Source organism: Allobosea sp. CCNWLY174, from assembly GCF_037120455.1.
Taxonomy (GTDB): domain Bacteria; phylum Pseudomonadota; class Alphaproteobacteria; order Rhizobiales; family Beijerinckiaceae; genus Allobosea; species Allobosea lupini.
This window is the reverse complement of sequence record NZ_JBBBBQ010000004.1, coordinates 227248-243296: the sequence shown is the minus strand read 5'-3', so window position 1 is coordinate 243296 and position 16049 is coordinate 227248. Positions and strand designations below refer to the sequence as shown.

16 protein-coding genes are annotated in these 16049 nt (G+C 67.1%); 6 read left to right on the top strand and 10 right to left on the bottom strand.

Annotated elements, in window-relative coordinates; genetic code table 11:
• Positions 1–12: 12 nt before the first annotated feature.
• The 5 genes from V7S63_RS14715 to V7S63_RS14695 all read right to left on the bottom strand — a co-directional run bounded on the left by V7S63_RS14715 (position 13) and on the right by V7S63_RS14695 (position 6534).
• On the bottom strand, positions 13–1230 hold the full coding sequence (locus V7S63_RS14715; protein ID WP_336530756.1) for a URC4/urg3 family protein: 1218 nt from the start codon (positions 1228–1230) through the stop codon (positions 13–15).
• Positions 1231–1238: 8 nt separating this feature from the next.
• Positions 1239–2501 (bottom strand): GTP cyclohydrolase II, encoded by a 1263-nt coding sequence (locus V7S63_RS14710; protein ID WP_336530755.1) that lies wholly within the window; start codon positions 2499–2501, stop codon positions 1239–1241.
• A gap of 229 nt (positions 2502–2730) precedes the next feature.
• A complete protein-coding gene (locus V7S63_RS14705; RefSeq protein WP_091831753.1) occupies positions 2731–2892 on the bottom strand; it encodes a Thivi_2564 family membrane protein in 162 nt (53 codons plus the stop codon).
• A 316-nt stretch (positions 2893–3208) separates the two neighbouring features.
• Positions 3209–5617: a glycine--tRNA ligase subunit beta gene (gene glyS / locus V7S63_RS14700; protein ID WP_336530754.1), complete on the bottom strand. Its 2409-nt coding sequence runs from the start codon at positions 5615–5617 to the stop codon at positions 3209–3211.
• Entirely contained in the window at positions 5617–6534 is a 918-nt protein-coding gene (locus tag V7S63_RS14695; protein WP_336530953.1) for a glycine--tRNA ligase subunit alpha, read from the bottom strand. The genes glyS and V7S63_RS14695 overlap by 1 nt, the downstream gene beginning before the upstream one ends.
• Positions 6535–6860: 326 nt before the next feature.
• Between V7S63_RS14695 and V7S63_RS14690 the strand changes: the two genes are divergently transcribed.
• From V7S63_RS14690 to V7S63_RS14680, 3 genes are all read left to right on the top strand, one after another.
• Positions 6861–7136, top strand: coding sequence for a hypothetical protein (locus V7S63_RS14690; RefSeq protein ID WP_336530753.1), 276 nt, complete (start codon positions 6861–6863; stop codon positions 7134–7136).
• 120 nt (positions 7137–7256) lie between these two features.
• Entirely contained in the window at positions 7257–7565 is a 309-nt protein-coding gene (locus V7S63_RS14685) for a hypothetical protein (protein ID WP_336530752.1), read from the top strand.
• Between the two features lie 134 nt (positions 7566–7699).
• A complete protein-coding gene (locus tag V7S63_RS14680) occupies positions 7700–8053 on the top strand; it encodes a hypothetical protein (RefSeq protein ID WP_091831765.1) in 354 nt (117 codons plus the stop codon).
• Between the two features lie 6 nt (positions 8054–8059).
• Here V7S63_RS14680 and V7S63_RS14675 read toward each other — a convergent pair whose 3' ends face one another.
• The gene (locus V7S63_RS14675; RefSeq protein WP_336530751.1) at positions 8060–8827 is read right to left on the bottom strand and encodes a tRNA1(Val) (adenine(37)-N6)-methyltransferase; all 768 of its coding nucleotides are present in this window, start codon (positions 8825–8827) and stop codon (positions 8060–8062) included.
• 11 nt (positions 8828–8838) lie between these two features.
• Complete coding sequence (locus V7S63_RS14670; RefSeq protein WP_091831769.1) at positions 8839–9072, bottom strand: putative signal transducing protein; 234 nt, start codon at positions 9070–9072, stop codon at positions 8839–8841.
• 181 nt (positions 9073–9253) lie between these two features.
• Here V7S63_RS14670 and V7S63_RS14665 point away from each other — a divergent pair, with 181 nt between their 5' ends.
• Positions 9254–10270, top strand: a complete 1017-nt coding sequence (locus V7S63_RS14665; RefSeq protein ID WP_425285416.1) for a polyprenyl synthetase family protein — start codon at positions 9254–9256, stop codon at positions 10268–10270.
• A gap of 9 nt (positions 10271–10279) precedes the next feature.
• Here the strand turns inward: V7S63_RS14665 and V7S63_RS14660 are convergent, their stop codons facing one another.
• Both V7S63_RS14660 and V7S63_RS14655 read right to left on the bottom strand, forming a co-directional pair.
• A complete protein-coding gene (locus V7S63_RS14660) occupies positions 10280–11158 on the bottom strand; it encodes a 4-(cytidine 5'-diphospho)-2-C-methyl-D-erythritol kinase (protein WP_336530750.1) in 879 nt (292 codons plus the stop codon).
• 3 nt (positions 11159–11161) lie between these two features.
• The gene (locus V7S63_RS14655; RefSeq protein WP_336530749.1) at positions 11162–12922 is read right to left on the bottom strand and encodes a tetratricopeptide repeat protein; all 1761 of its coding nucleotides are present in this window, start codon (positions 12920–12922) and stop codon (positions 11162–11164) included.
• A 113-nt stretch (positions 12923–13035) separates the two neighbouring features.
• Here V7S63_RS14655 and V7S63_RS14650 point away from each other — a divergent pair, with 113 nt between their 5' ends.
• Entirely contained in the window at positions 13036–13281 is a 246-nt protein-coding gene (locus V7S63_RS14650; RefSeq protein WP_336530748.1) for a hypothetical protein, read from the top strand.
• A 103-nt stretch (positions 13282–13384) separates the two neighbouring features.
• On the opposite strand, the gene V7S63_RS14645 is transcribed toward V7S63_RS14650, so the two are convergent.
• Positions 13385–15064, bottom strand: a complete 1680-nt coding sequence (locus tag V7S63_RS14645; RefSeq protein WP_336530747.1) for an electron transfer flavoprotein-ubiquinone oxidoreductase — start codon at positions 15062–15064, stop codon at positions 13385–13387.
• 171 nt (positions 15065–15235) lie between these two features.
• On the opposite strand from V7S63_RS14645, the gene V7S63_RS14640 reads away from it, so the two are divergent.
• The gene (locus V7S63_RS14640; RefSeq protein WP_336530746.1) at positions 15236–16036 is read left to right on the top strand and encodes a uracil-DNA glycosylase; all 801 of its coding nucleotides are present in this window, start codon (positions 15236–15238) and stop codon (positions 16034–16036) included.
• The last annotated feature ends 13 nt before the right edge of the window (positions 16037–16049 follow it).

Sequence of the window (16049 nt, the reverse complement as noted above, 5' to 3'; positions counted from 1 at the left end):
TGTCGTTGTTCTCTAGAATACCGTGCCGTCGCTGACGATGGTCAAGGGCGGTCCGCCGCCTTCGCGCTTTTCGCGAGCAATGCGGCGGCCGGCGGCCCAGGTCCCGCCCTCCAGCACCTTGGCGAGCGGCAACTGCTCGGCGCTCAGGCCGAGTTCGGCGCGCACCAGTTCGCCGATCCGGTCGAGCAGCGCAACCGTCAGCGCCCGCCACTCCACCACGAGCTGCGAGCCGACCTCATGGCCCCGCACCGCGTCGGCAGGGTCCTTCAGTTCGAGCACGCCGAGATCAAGCAGGAGCCCGCCATTGCGGTATTCGGGCAGGCCGGTGAGATCGTCGATGCCGACGACCTGGATGCCGGCCCATTGCAATGGCTCGATCAGCGAATAGCTCAGCCATTGCGAAAGCTTGTGGAACGGCACGATGCCGGCGGTGATCTCGCCCGGCGCGATCAACGGGTGCTTCCAGCTGTCGCCGAGAGCGATGCCGGCATAGCTCAGGCGCGAGGGCCAGATACCGCCGAGCACCTCCAGCACCTGCGAGAGGATATAGGCGGCGCGGATCGACCGACCTTCGGCTGCCTCGACCAGCCGGTCGAACAGATCGCCTGGACGGGCTAGCCCCTGCTTCTCCAGCTCCTCTCCGAGGCGGTTGAGCAGCGCGGCGCGACCTCCCAACCCTATCAGCGGATTGCCGTCCGAGACCTGGAAGCCGGCCGCCAGCGCTTCGGCGTCGAGATGTTCGAGTGCAGCGACATCCACCCGCAGCGGCTGCGCCGGATCGCCGGAAAAGGCTCCGGCGGCGAACATGTCGAGCGAGGCCAAGGCCAGCCCTTCCGAGCGGCCGATGCTCTGGCCGGTCACCGCATCGCGATAACGCCAGTCGGCGCCGGCGCCGGCATCGAGCAGGACGCTGACGACAGCCAGATCATAGGCGGCGCGGCCCCTCGCCCGGGCGTCGGGGAAATGCGCCTTCGCATCGAGCAGCTGCCAGCGATCCATGCTGGCGATGATGAAATGGCGCCAGCGGGCATGGAAGGGAATGTCGAGCGCCGGATAGTTCTGGCGGATCGTCTCCAGCACATAGGCGGCGCAGGCCGGCAGCCGCTCGGGATGGACGCTGAAATGCGCCAGCCGGCCTTCGAGGCCGAGCCGCAGCATCTCCTGCGCGCGCTCTCGGACGGCTGCCGGCTTGAGCAGCTGGCGGACGGCTTCGGGATTGGTGTCAGGCATAGGCGGGATCAGAACTTTTCAAGATCGCGGCCGACGGTGGCCTTGAGTGCGTTGTCGCCGGGCGCCCCATCCGGCGAATAGTAGCCCGCCGCCTTCTTGGCCTCGATCTCGACCGAGGCGTCCGGCGGAATCAAATCGGGCGGGATGGCGACGCGTTCGCCGATCTCGATGCCGCTTTCGACCATGGCGTCGTATTTCATGTTCGACATCGACATCAGCCGGTCGATCCGCTTCACGCCGAGCCAGTGCAGCACGTCCGGCATCAATTGCTGGAAGCGGGCGTCCTGCACGCCGGCGACGCATTCGGTGCGCTCGAAATAGGTCGCGGCGGAATCGCCGCCCTCCTGGCGCTTGCGGGCGTTGTAGACGAGGAACTTGGTGACCTCGCCGAGCGCCCTGCCCTCCTTGCGGTTGTAGACGATCAGGCCGACGCCGCCGGCTTGAGCCTCCTTCACGGCTTCCTCGATGCCATGGACCAGATAGGGCCGGCAGGTGCAGATATCGGAGCCGAAGACGTCGGAGCCGTTGCACTCGTCATGGACGCGGCAGGCCAGCGTCTTCTTCGGATCGGAAATCGCCGAGACCTCGCCGATGACATAGGCCGTGATCGAGCCGATCGGCGGCAGGAAGACCTTGAGGTCGGGCCGCGTCACCAATTCCGGATACATGCCGCCGGTCTGCTCGAACAGCGTGCGGCGGAGTTCGTTCTCGGTCGTACCGAAGCGGTCGGCGATGCCCGGGAGATGCCAGACCGGGTCGACCGCGATCTTGGTGACGCTGATGTCGCCGGAGCCGTGCAGAATTCCCCCATCGGCCTGAAGGCGGTGGCCGGCCATGGCGGCGAGAATCTCGGGCAGATTGAGCCGCGCCTTGGTGACCGCGATGGTCGGGCGGATGTCGATGCCCTCGCCGATCCACTTGCCGAAATCCTGGGCGACGCGGTGGCCGAACGGATCGAGCGAGACGATCCGGCCGGGATCGAACCATTGCGGCCGCGGCAGGATGTCGGAGGTCGGGTGGGTGTTGGTCAGGTCCGGACGCTGCGCCGGGTTCATCGCTCGGGCCGAGATGGCGAGCGCCCGATAGACCGAATAGGAGCCGCCATGGGCGCCGATGACGTTGCGGTCGGCCGGATTGGTCGTCGAGGCGATGACCGGTCCTCGCTCCTGCGGCGTCGCAGCGCCCCACTGGATCGGGAAGCGGGCGGCGGCGCTGCCGGGCTCGGGATGCGAGGTCAGGCGGATATGCGAAGTACGGTTCTGCGAAGTCATCGCGGCGATCGCTCGGTCTCGAACAGGAAAGGGCCCCGGGACGGCTTGCGTCCGGGGCCCTCTGGACCGCTGGGATTCTGGATCAGCGCGGCATTTTCGTCAATTGCCGGTTGAAGACGTCACCACCGCCATGGCCGGGCCTCGTCCCGACCATCCATGTCCTCGCCGGTCACGGGCGATGTTCGCATGGACACCCGCCACGGGGCGGGCATGACGGCGGCCCCTTTGGCTAGAAGACCGCGAGATAGCGCAGCAACGAGATGATGCCGATGATGATGACGATGATCTGGATGATGTTCTTGATGTTGCCGTCGACCGGCAGCATCCGCACCAGGTAAAGCACGAGAGCTATCACCAGGATGGTGATCAAAAGCGAAATCAGAATGCTCATGGCTTAAATCCTCTTATCGCGGCCGAAAGCCGGCCCCCCGAGGTTGCTGGCTGCGACACGTTCGCAGGCAGCGGCCTCGGAAAAGAGAACGTCGAGCCCGGGGAAAAAGTTCCGGAGGGGGCTGGCTGGGGACGAGCCAACCTTGCGAACGAGGGTGCGGGGAACCCTTCTCCCGTGTGGGAGAAGGGCAGGGATGAGGGCCTGCCTTATCCGTAGAAGGCGCAACGGCGCCGCATCGCCTCAACAATCAGCGGCGGTCCCTCACCCCTGCCCCTCTCCCATCCGGGAGAGGGGTTCTATGTCGCGCTTCCCGTGCCTACCCCGCGATCCGCGAAAAGTCCGCCACGGCGCGGGTCGCCTCGCGCAGCTGATTGAGCAGCTTGAGGCGATTGGCGCGTAGGGCCGGATCGGGATCGTTGACCGTGACCTTGTCGAAGAAGGCATCGACCGCAGGCCGGAGCTCGGCGAGCGCCGCCATGGCGCCCTCATAGTCCTCGGCAGCAATGGCGGCTTCCGCCTTCGGCGTCGCCTGGGCGAGCGCGACCGCGAGCGCCTTCTCCTCGATCAGCCCTGCATCGGCGATGAGCTGGAGATCGGCCGGGCCGGCGAAGGCACCCTCGCCGTCCTTCTTTTCCTCGGCCTTGAGGATATTGGCGGCGCGCTTGTGGCCGGCCAGCAGGCTCCTGCCGTCTTCCGTCTCGAGGAAGCGGCCGAGCGCGGCGACGCGGCGGGTGATCAGCAGGAGGTCGTCATTGCCCGAGGCGCCCTCGCCCAGCACCGCGTCGACGAGATCATGCCGCGCGCCCTGGTCACGCAGCATCACCTTCAGGCGATCGTGGAAGAATGAGAGGAGGTCTGTCGAAAAGGCCTGCGCCTCCGAGTATGTGTAATGCTGTCTCGCCTTGAGATTTTCTATCTCGGCTCTATGGGCGATTAATATTGCTTCAGCTTTTGCGCCCTGTTGGATGCCAACTGCAAAAGGCAACGAACGGGCGTGCTCGAATTCCTGGCTCAACAGTGCTTCCTCAGCGCGCATACGACGGAGCCCTGTCGCAACTACAGCATCGAGCGTGCGTTTGCCGGCATCGCTGATAATCGGAAGCAGTCTAATTCGTACTCCGTTTTCCACTACTAGCCGGATTACTCCCAGCGCAGCCCGGCGCAAAGCATAAGGGTCCTTGCTCCCCGTAGGTTTCTCTTCAATAGCCCAAAAACTGGCTAGCGTGTCGAGTTTGTCGGCCAACCCGAGAGCCACCGAAACGGGATCAGCCGGGATACGATCAGCGGGACCGAGCGGCTTGTAGTGCTCCTCGATCGCGGCGGCGACGGAGGGGTTCTCGCCCTGCAATTCCGCGTATTTGCGGCCCATCAACCCCTGCAATTCAGGGAACTCGCCGACCATCTCGGTCGGCAGATCGGCTTTCATCAGACAAGCGGCACGAGCGATATCGTTGTGATACGATGCCGAACTTCCGCTGTAGACGGTCTCGCCTATCTGCTTTTGAGGCTCTATAAGCTCCCCAATAGCCTTCGCCAGCGCGGCGATGCGCTGGACCCGCTCGCCCTGCGTGCCGAGCTTGGCGTGGAAGACGACGCCGAGCTTGTCGAGCTTGGCCATGCGCTGGTCGAGCGGCTTGGCGAGATCGAGCCCGAGCTTCTCCGCGCTGTCCTTCAGCGTATCGAGATCGGGCAGCGGGCCGCGATCGGTCTGCCAGAAATAGGCGGCATCGGAGAGGCGTGCCCGGACGACACGGCCATTGCCGGCGGTGATCGCCAGGCCGCCATCGCTGGCGATCAGGTTCGAGACCGGGATGAAGCGGTTGGCGAGTTCTCCGCTATTGGGATCGCGCAGCACGAAGCATTTCTGGTTGGCGCGGATGGTGGCGCGGATCGCCTCGCCGGGAATCTCGAGGAAGCGCTCCTCGAAATCGCCCATCAGCACGACCGGCCATTCGACGAGGCCGGCGACCTCCTCCAGCAAACCCTCGTCCTCGACCAGTTCAAGACCCGCGGCGAAGGCGAGGTTCCTGGCGTCGGCCGCGATGATCTCCTTGCGGCGATCGGCGTCGAGCACGACCTTGGCCCGCTCCAGGCTCGGGACGTAGTCGTCGAAGCGCTTCACGGTGATCGGGCCGGGCGCGTGGAAGCGGTGGCCATAGGTGACGTTGCCGGACTGGATGCCGTCGACCTCGAAGGGCACCACCTCCGGATCCTCGGTCTCGGCGCCGAAGGTGCAGAGGATCGAATGCAGCGGGCGGACCCAGCGCAGCGAGCCGCTTTCTGCCGAAGCCTTGCCCCAGCGCATCGATTTCGGCCAGGGGAACGACCGGATCACCGCCGGCACGATCTCGGCGATGGCCGCGACCGTCTCCTGGCCTGGCTTCTCGATCACGGCGACATAAGAGTCGCCCTTCTTGGGATCGCTGACGATCGTCGCCTCAGCGAGCGAGGTCAGCCCCGCGGCCTTGAGGAAGCCCTGCACGGCGGCCTCGGGCGCGCCGACGCGCGGCCCCTTGCGCTCCTCGCGGACATCGCGGCCGCGCACCGGCAGGCCAGCAATGGTGAGCGCGAGGCGGCGCGGCGTCGCGAAGGCCTTGGCGCCCTCATAGGTCAGGCCGCGCTCGACCAGCGCATCGGTGACGAGCTTCTTCAAGTCGTCCGCCGCCTTGCGCTGCATGCGGGCGGGGATTTCCTCGGAGAACAGTTCAAGCAGGAGATCAGGCATCAGTGTGCTCCCCCGCCGGCGGTCTTCAGCCAGGCGGCGCCGCAGGCCTTGGCGAGCTCGCGCACGCGCAGGATGTAGCTCTGGCGCTCGGTGACCGAGATCACGCCGCGCGCATCGAGCAGGTTGAAGACATGGCTCGCCTTGATGCACTGGTCATAGGCCGGCAGAGCCAGCTTGTGCTGCGCGGAATTGGCGCCCTCCTCCGCTTCGCCGGCGGCGAGCAGCGCCTTGCACTCGGCCTCGGCATCGCTGAAGTGGCGGAACAGCGTCTCGGTGTTGGCGTATTCGAAATTATGCCGCGAGAACTCCTGCTCGGCCTGCAGGAAGACGTCGCCATAGGAGACGCGGTCCTCGCCCTCGAGGCCGTTGAAGTTGAGGTCGTAGACGTTCTCGACGCCCTGGACATACATGGCGAGTCGTTCGAGCCCATAGGTCAATTCGCCCGCGACCGGGGCGCATTCGACGCCGGCGACCTGCTGGAAATAGGTGAACTGGCTGACTTCCATGCCGTCGCACCAGCATTCCCAGCCAAGGCCCCAGGCGCCCAGCGTCGGGCTCTCCCAATCGTCCTCGACGAAACGGACATCGTGCAAAGCGAGGTCGACGCCGATCGCCTTGAGCGAGTCGAGATAGAGCTGCTGCAGGTCCGGCGGCGACGGCTTCAGGATGACCTGGAACTGGTAATAGTGCTGCAGCCGATTGGGGTTTTCGCCATAGCGGCCGTCCTTGGGCCGGCGCGAAGGCTGGACATAGGCCGCCTTCCAGGGCTTCGGCCCGAGCGCGCGCAGCGTCGTCGCCGGATGGAAGGTACCGGCGCCGACCTCCATGTCGTAGGGCTGGAGGATGACGCAGCCGCGCTCGGCCCAGAAGCGCTGCAAGGTCAGCAGCAGCCCCTGGAAAGAGCGGGTCGGGTTCAGCGGGTCGGAGGACGCGGCCAAGGGCATCAGCCTTTTAAACTGTCGAGAAACATGCGGCGTGATTAGGGGCTGGCGACGCTCATGGTCAAGCGCAACGGCATGTCCCGGGACAGCTGCCGGAGGTGCGTCGTCTCGTCGGTCGGCGCAATTCCAGCCGCAGAACCGCTGCACAGCTCTGCAGGAATTGCTTCATGCCATGAATGACCCATGAACCCTTCGGCAAGGATCGCGTTCATAGAGAGGCGGCTATTGTCGCCCCATCGAACGGTCCGCGGCGCTCGGGGCGAGCGCTTGAGACGGGCCGACGCGACAAGCAGGAGTACACAATGCTGTCGAACCGTATCGCCGCCGCCCTGTTCGGTGCCGGCGCCCTTCTCTTCACCGGCCTCGCCGTCGCCCCGGCCAATGCCGCGCCGATCGCGGCCGGCAGCGTCCCGGCCGCCACCGGTCAGATCGAGCAGATCCAGTATTACGGCCGGCCCTATTACGGCCCGCGCCGCTATTACGGCCGCCCGGTCTATCGTCCGCGCTGCTATTTCGTCGACCGCCGTGTCTGGAACGGCTGGCGCTGGGTGATCCGCCCGGTCCGCGTCTGCCGCTGACGCACTGCACCTGGAAGGGCTTGGCGGCGCGATCCGCCAGGCCCCGAGGCCAGCCGGCAGCCATAATGACGCCCGATCGCCACGGCACAGGCCGGCGCGGTTCATCAAGAAGGATATGACATGCTTCGCAAGTTTTTCCTCGGCCTCTCGGCCGCCGCCGCCCTCGGCGCCGCCTCGCTCGGCGTTAGCGCAATCACGGCGGCTCCGGCCGACGCCCAGGCGCTGAGCGGCGGCTACGGCTACCCCGGCAGCGGCAGCCGGCATCCGTCGGCACCGCGCTACAGCAATCCCGGTTGGGGCGGCGGCCCGCATGTTCGCCCGCGTCCGGGCTATGGCCGTCCGCATTACGGGCAGCGCTGCCGCATCGTCGACCAGCGCGTCTGGAACGGCCGGCGCTACGTGATCCGGTCGACACGCGTCTGCCGCTGACGGCCACCTGAGCTCATGAAGAGAGGCTGAACGGCGCGGCCACGCCCCGTTCAGCCCGGCGACCGCAAGCTGGCCGCCACGATGACGCCCGATCGCCCCGGCACAGGCCGGGGCTGTCAGCGAAGGAGGTAATCATGCTTCGCAAACTCGTTCTTGGACTGTCCGCCGCTGCCGCGCTCGGCGTGGCCGGCCTCGGTATGGGTGCGGTCACCGCCACCCCGGCCGAGGCGCAGGCGCTGAGCGGCGGCTACGGCTATCCTGGCGGCGGCAGCCGCCATCCGTCGGCGCCGCGCTACAGCAATCCCGGGTGGGGCGGCGGCGGATACTATGGCCGCCCGCGCTACGGCTATGGCGGGCCACGCTATGGCTATGGCGGGCCGCGTTACGGCTGGGGCGGCGGCTATTACGGCCCGCGCTGCTATATCCGCCCGGTGCGTTATTGGGACGGCTGGGGCTGGGTGGTGCGCGAGCGCCGCATCTGCCGCTGAACCAAACTAGGCGAGCACAGCCTCGCCGCGATGGATCGCTTCGCTGAAGGCGGTGAAGCGCCCATCCGCGCCATTGAGAACCAGAGCCGGCAGCAACGCTGCCGGCTTCTTGCTGCCGAGGCGGGCCGAGACGATGACCCGGATCGCCGGCCGCTCGGCCTGGCCATGGACGGGACGGATTTCGATCGCGCCGAAACCCGTCTCCAGCGCTGCGAGAATTGCTCCCACCGCTTCGGCGCGGTGGATGATGCTGACGCCGCCGCCCGGCTTCAGCGCATGGCGCGCCGTTTTCAGCCAGTCGCACAGGGATTGCCCAGCGACATGTGCCGCACGGCGATTGGCGACCGGCGAGGCGCGCACCTCACCTGCTTCGAAGAAGGGCGGGTTCATCGCGACCCAGGCCATGGATGCTGCCGCCAGCCCCTCGCGGGCAAGATCGCCATTGCGCTCGCCGATCGTTCCGACCGCGACGCGCACCCGCGCCTCCAGGTCGTTGAGCCCGGCATTGCGGGCCGCGAGTGCCGCAAGCTCCGGATCGCGCTCGATTAGGACGACCTCCAGCCCCGGCTGGCGTAGCGCCACTGCGAGCCCGACCGTGCCGACGCCGGCGCCGAAATCGGCGAGCCGTCCCTCGCCCAGTTCGGGAAGCGCCGCTGCGAGGATAATCGCGTCGGAACCAGCCCGGTGGCCCTTGACCGGCTGCAGCAGACGCAAACGCCCGCCGAGCAGGCGGTCTTCGGCGATCTCACCGAGACCGGGAAACCGCTCGGCCATGGACGTTTCCGTCATGACGAAGGGGCGGGACGCAATTCATCCCCGTAGCCCGCCTCGATCAACAACGCGCGGGCGCGCCGGCTGTCCTGCTCGCGCACCAGCAGGCGGCGCGGGAACGCGCCGATCATGCCTTCGAGCGAGCTGATGTGCTGGTCGGCGATCAGGCAACCCAGATCGGCCGAGGCCAGCAGCGCCTCGATGGCACCGAGCAGGACGAGATCATTGGAACGGACGAGTTCGTGCATGCGCTCATGGAGCCCACCGGGCCAGCCCTGCGCAACAGGAAAGATCGCTTCGCCGGGTCAAAACGGCAGCGCAGCGTCAAACTGCTGCGCCGCGAAAGCATTGCCGGGGCTGGCCACGCATGCGACGTTTGTGGCAAGGGCATAGCGCGCGAATGCGCGAGATTGAGGCCGGAGTTTGCGCGTGGGCGTCGTCGTAGCTTTCGAAGACAAGGACACCAGCCAGGGCGGCATCGAGCCACTGGTCGGGCTGACGCGCGCCGACATGGAACGCGTCAACGCGATGATCCTGTCGCGCACCGGCTCCGAGGTCACGATGATCCCGGAGGTCGCGAACCATCTGATCTCCTCCGGCGGCAAGCGCCTGCGGCCGATGCTCACACTGGCGACGGCGGCGCTCTGCGGCTATCGCGGCGAGGGCCATGTCAAGCTCGCGGCCAGCGTCGAGTTCATGCATACGGCGACGCTGCTGCATGACGATGTCGTCGACGAGAGCGACATGCGCCGTGGCAAGGCCGCGGCCCGCATGCTCTGGGGCAATGAGGCGAGCGTGCTGGTCGGCGACTTCCTGCTCGGCCAGGCCTTCAAGATGATGGTCGAGGTCGGCTCGCTGCGCGCGCTCGACATCCTCTCGACCGCGGCGGCAGTCATCGCCGAGGGCGAGGTGATGCAGCTCGCCGCCGCCAAGAACACCGAGACGACCGAGGACGAGTACCTCGCCGTGATCCGCGGCAAGACCGCCGAGCTTTTTGCCGCCGCCTGCGAGGTCGGGCCGGTGATCGCCGGCTCGTCCAAGGGCGAGGCCGCCGCCTGCCGCAGCTATGGGCTCAATCTCGGCATCGCCTTCCAGCTCGTCGACGACGCGCTCGACTATGGCGGCTCTGCGGGCCAGCTCGGCAAGAATGTCGGCGACGACTTCCGTGAGGGCAAGATCACGCTACCGGTGGTGCTCTCCTTCCGCCGCGGCAATGCGGAGGAGCGCGCCTTCTGGCGCCGGACCCTGCAGGAGGGCGAGGTGCGTGACGGCGACCTCGCGGAGGCGCAGGCGCTGATGCGCAAGCATGGCGCCCTGGCCGACACGATCGAGCGGGCCCGCCACTACGCCAAGATGGCGAAGGATGCGCTCGGCCTTTACCCGTCATCGCCGATGAAGCAGGCGCTCAACGACGCCGTCGACTTCTGCGTAGCGCGGGCGCACTGAGGCCGGGCCTCACCTCAGCATGGTCGGCTTTACCCACCAGCCGGGGTGCTGAAACAAAAGCTGCTTCGCCGCTGCCGCGCTAGCACGGCAGTCATCGAACAAGGCGAAGCAGGTCGCGCCCGAGCCGGACATGCGCGCCAGCCGGGATTCCGGCAAGCGCGACAGCGCCGACAGCACCTCACCGATTGCCGGCACGACGGCCCGTGCCGGCGGTTCGAGATCGTTGCCGGCAGCGGCCAGGGCGTCGATGAGGGCAGCCGATGTTGCTGGCGCAGAGACATCCGCCTTGAACGCCTCGACGCCCTCCGCATGCCCCTGCCCCGGCTGAAGCCCCAACGTCCGGAACACGGCCGCGGTCTCGACGGCCAGCCCTGGATTGACCAGCAACGCGAACAGCCGCGGCAACCTCAGCACCGGGCCGAGCTTTTCGCCGATGCCGCGCATGACGCGGGCACGCGCCTCCAGACAGACCGGGACATCGGCGCCGACGCGGCCGGCAGTGGCGAGCAGCGCCGGGTGCGACAGTGGCAGATCATTGAGCCGCGCCAGCAGGCGCAGGGCCGCGGCGGCATCGGCCGAACCGCCGCCGATGCCGGAAGCGACGGGCAGGCGCTTGACGAGATGGAAGCGGCCGGAGCGCAGCCCGGCGATCTCCTCGCGAAGCTCACGCTCGGCCTTATGCACGAGATTGTCGAGGCCGGTCGAGAGGCCCGCGGCAAAGGGGCCGGAGATGCTCATGTCGCCAGGTTCACCCGGCGACAGACTCAGTTCGTCGCCGACGCCAGCGAAGGCGACGAGGCTGTCGAGCTCATGATAGCCGTCGGCCCGGCGGCCGATCACGCGCAGGGAGAGGTTGACCTTGGCCGGGGCGCGGGTCGCCAGGCGCAAGGATCAGCCGCCATCCTTCTTAGGCTCGGCCGCACTGGCCGAGGGCGCCGGGTCTTCCAGGCCCTTGTCGATCTTGCGCAGGATCCGGGTCAGGTCTTCGGGCTCCGGCCCGAGATCGCGGGCGTAATTCCACTGGTAGCGCGCTTCGAGATAGCGCCCAGTCTTCCAGTAGACGTCGCCGAGATGGTCGTTGATCACCGGGTCGGACGGGCGCAGCTCCATCGCCTTCTCCAGCTCCGTCACCGCCTCGTCATAGCGGCCGAGCCGGTAGTGGGCCCAGCCGAGCGAGTCGATGATGTAGCCGTCCCGCGGCCGGAGCTCCACGGCCCGGCGCAACATGCCGAGCGCCTCTTCGAGCTTGAGGTTCTGGTCGACCAGCGAATAGCCGAGATAATTGAGCACCAGGGCGCGCTCGCGGCCGAGCGCCTCCGGCATCAGCTCCAGCGACTTGCGCAGATCGGCCTCGGCCTGCGGCCATTTCTTGATGCGCTCATAGGCGATGCCGCGCGAGTAGAAGATGTCCCAGTTGGCGCGGCTCGGCGTGCCGAGCTTGGCGACCGCCTTGTCATAGGTCGCAGCCGCCTCCTCGAAGCGCTTGCGCGAGCGATAGATGTTGCCGAGGGCGGAGATCGCCTCGATGTCGTCGGGACGCGCGGCGATGATGCCCTCGAGATGCTTGGTAGCCTCCTCGGTCTTGCCGAGCTGTTCGAGGCCGAGCCCGATCTGGATGTCGGCGACCGGGCGCAGCGGCGAGTTCTCCGGCATGCGCCTGTAGACCTGGACGGCGTCCTCGGTCTGCTTGGCGCGCTCGAGGATGTCGGCCAGCGTCAGCACGGCGAGGTCGTGGCCGGGATCCAGATAGACGGCGAAGCGCAGATAGAGCAGCGCGGTCGCCTCGTCGCCCTGAAGAATGCCCGCGCTGGCGAGCCCGTAGAGCACTTCGGCGGCGCCCTGCTGGGTGTTGCCGACGATGCGCTGCAGCGGCTCCTTGCTGCTGATCTTGGCGATGGCGTCGCGGACCACCGGATGGTTCGGGCGGACGCTCCGCTCGAAATCGTTCAGGGTCGCCAGGGCCGCCTCGCTGTCGCCGGCGCGCGCCTGCTGGCGCGCCCAGAGATCGACGAGGCGCAGATTGGTCTTCTCGGCATCGTAGGCTGCCTTGAGCCGGCGATTCGCCTCGTTGCGGCGCCCCGCGATGTCGAGGATCAGTCCGGCATGGAAATCGCGAAAGCGGTCGAAGGTCGATTCGCCCTTGAGACGCTCCAGCGTGTCGATGGCGCGATTCGTCTCGCCCGAGCCCGAGTAGGCCCAGGCGGCGAGCAGGGTCGCGGTGATGTCGGCCGAACGGCCGCGGCCGCCACGCTGCAGCTGGGTGCGGGCGGCGCCATAGTTCTTCTGCTTCAGCGCACGCACACCGAGCGCGAGCTGGGCGAGGCCGTTGGTGGCGTCGCGCTGGATCAGCTTCTCGGCGGCCCGGAAGGTCTCGTTCATCGCGCCGTCGGCGAGGAAGGCGACGAAGCCGCGCTCGAGCAGTTCGCTGTTCTGCGGATCGTTCCGGATCGCCTCGCGCAGATAGATCGAGGCCGCGCCAAGATCCCGCGCCGAGCCGGCCACCACGGCCGCCAGGTAATTGCCTTCAAGGCTCTCGGCTGGCTCGAATTTCTCGACCGGACGTGCCTGCGCGAGCGCCGGCATGCCGACATGCAAGCCTGCGACAAACGCCAGCACAAGAGCGGCGCTACGGCCGTTGATCTGAAACGTCACGTTCGACATTCTCCCTCGGTCCGCCCCGGCCGCCGGGGACTGGTCCGTGGACGGGACCGTGACCTGAACGATTAGGCAGTCAACATGGCCGTTTCCGGGCCTGCCGACAAGAGTTGCGCGCCGCGCTGCGTCATCGTTGTAGCGCTGACGTGAAAAAGACACAGCGCCCATGCTCGGCCGGTTGCATCGATGGATTTCGTCAATTTTTCGGGCGTGATGTTGGCTTCGTGGCGATTCGTCAAAGGTGCTTCCAGAGGAAGAAGGTCTCGCTCGCGACCGTCCTCACGCTCGCCGGCATTGCCGGCGGCTGCGCCACCAAGGAACCCGAGAAGCCGGGTCCGATCGTCCGCAAGGGCTGATTCGCCGCCCTTTTCAGGGTGAACAATGGCAAAAGGCCGCGCGATCCGAGGCCGCGCGGCCTTTCATGTTTCAAGCGCCCGCCGCGACCGGCGGCCCACGCGATCACATGTTCGAGTAGTTCGGCCCGCCCGCGCCTTCCGGCACCGTCCAGGTGATGTTCTGGGCGGGGTCCTTGATGTCGCAGGTCTTGCAGTGCACGCAGTTCTGCGCGTTGATCACGAAGCGCGGCAGCGACTGCTTCTCCGGATCGGCATAGACCACCTCGTAGACGCCGGCCGGGCAATAGAGCCGCGCCGGCTCGCCATAGATCGGCAGGTTCTGCAGCACCGGCACGTTCGGGTCGGTCAGCTTCAGATGCGCCGGCTGGTCCTCCTCATGATTGGTTGCCGAGAGGAAGACCGAGGAGAGCTTGTCGAAGGAGATCTTGCCGTCAGGCTTAGGGTAGACGATCGGAGTGACCATGCCGATCGGCTTCAGCGTGGCATGATCGGGCTTGCCGTGTTTCAGCGTGCCGAAGGGCGACCAGCCGAAGAGCTGGTTCAGCCACATGTCGATGCCCCCGAGCATGACGCCGCCGAGCGTGCCGAGCTTCGACCAGAGCGGCTTGACGTTGCGCACCGGCTTGAGGTCGCGGCCGATCTCGGAGGCGCGCCAGCTGTCCTCGATGCCGTCGACCATGTCATGCGAGCGACCCGCCGCCAGCGCCGGCACGAGATGTTCTGCCGCCAGCATGCCCGACAGGATGGCGTTGTGGCTGCCCTTGATGCGCGGCACGTTGACGAAGCCGGCCGAGCAGCCGATCAGCGCCCCGCCCGGGAAGGTCAGCTTGGGCACCGACTGCCAGCCGCCTTCGGTGATGGCGCGCGAGCCGTAGGAGAGGCGCTTGGCGCCCTCGAAGACGTCGCGGATCATCGGATGGGTCTTGAAGCGCTGGAACTCGTCGAAGGGCGAGAGCGTCGGGTTCGAGTAGTTGAGGTGGACGACGAAGCCGACCGAAACCAGGTTGTCGTCGAAATGATAGAGGAAGGAGCCACCGCCGGTCGACATGTCGAGTGGCCAGCCGAAGGAGTGCTGGACCAGCCCCTTCCTGAAATTCTCCGGCTTGACCTGCCAGATCTCCTTGAGGCCGATGCCGTATTTCTGCGGCTCGCGGCCTTCATCCAGAGCAAAGCGCCTGATCGCGATCTTCGAGAGCGAGCCACGGGCGCCCTCTCCCAGAAGCGTGTAGCGGCCACGCAGTTCCATGCCGCGGGTGAAACGGTCGGAGACCGTGCCATCCTTCGCGATGCCCATGTCGCCGGTGGCGATGCCGGCGACCGAGCCGTCGTCGTTATAAAGCAGCTCGGCGGCGGCGAAGCCCGGATAGATCTCGACGCCGAGCGCCTCGGCACGCGCGGCGAGATAGCGGGCGACAAGGCCGAGCGAGCCGACGAAGTTGCCGTGATTGTTCATCAGCTTCGGCATGGCGAAGTTCGGCAGGCGCGCGCCACCGGCCGGGCCGAGGAAATAGAAGACGTCCTCGGTCACCTGCGTATGCAGCGGGCGGGCATCGTCCTGCCGCCAGTCGGGCAGGAGCTTGTCGAGCCCGATCGGATCGATGACCGCGCCGGAGAGGATATGCGCGCCGACCTCGGAGCCCTTCTCGACCACGACGACCGAGATAGCTTCGTCGAGCTGCTTCAGCCGGATCGCGGCGGCGAGCCCGGCAGGACCAGCACCGACGATGACGACGTCATAGTCCATGCTCTCGCGCGGCGTGCTCTGCGCTTCCTTCAGATCCATCCTGCCCTCCACCCGCGCCTTCATCGTTAGATAGTTTATATATGAACTATCTTGATCAACCCGCCAAGCACTGCCGCAAGGCTGATTGGAATTCCTCTATCCGGGGCTCCCGTTCATTTTGCAACAGCGAAGGGGCTCGCTTCGTTCCGAACGCCGCTCTATTCTGCCGCCATGTCGCTCGACGCCGTCTCCGCAGCCGAATTGATCGCCTGGTACGCCGAAATGGGCGTGACCGAAGCGCTCGACGAGACGCCGCACGACCATTTCGCAGCCGCACCCGAGCCGGCGCGACAGCCTGTCGCACGCCCCGTCGCCGCTGCGCAGCTGGCGGCGCGACGCCCTGCCGCCGTGGCCGCAGCCACTCCGCCGGACGAAGCCGCGCTGTCAGCCCGGGCGCTGGCGCGCGAGGCGACCACGCTGGATGAGCTCAAGACGGCGCTCGCCAGCTTCGAAGGCTGCCCGCTCAAGGCGACAGCCAAGAACCTCGTCTTCGCCGACGGCAATCCGGCCGGCAAGGTCATGATCGTCGGCGAGGCACCCGGCGCGGACGAGGATCGCGCGGGCGTGCCCTTCGTCGGCCGCTCCGGCCAGTTGCTCGACCGGATGCTGGCGGCGATCGGGCTCACCCGACAGGAGCATGTCTATATCGCCAATCTCCTGCCCTGGCGCCCGCCCGGCAACCGCACGCCGACCCCGCAGGAGGTCGCGATCTGCCTGCCCTTCATCCAGCGCCAGATCGAACTAGTCGACCCCGACATCCTGGTCTGCGTCGGCGGCCCGTCGGCGCAGGGGCTGCTCGGCGTCTCCGGCATCCTGGCCTCGCGCGGGCGCTGGATGGAGTATGACACCGGCACGCGCATGATCCGGGCGATCTCAACGCTGCACCCGGCCTATCTCCTTCGCCAGCCCTTGCAGAAGCGCCTGGCCTGGCGCGACCTGCGTACGCTCAAGGCCGCGCTCGCGGCGCCCTGAGCAGATTCTGCGA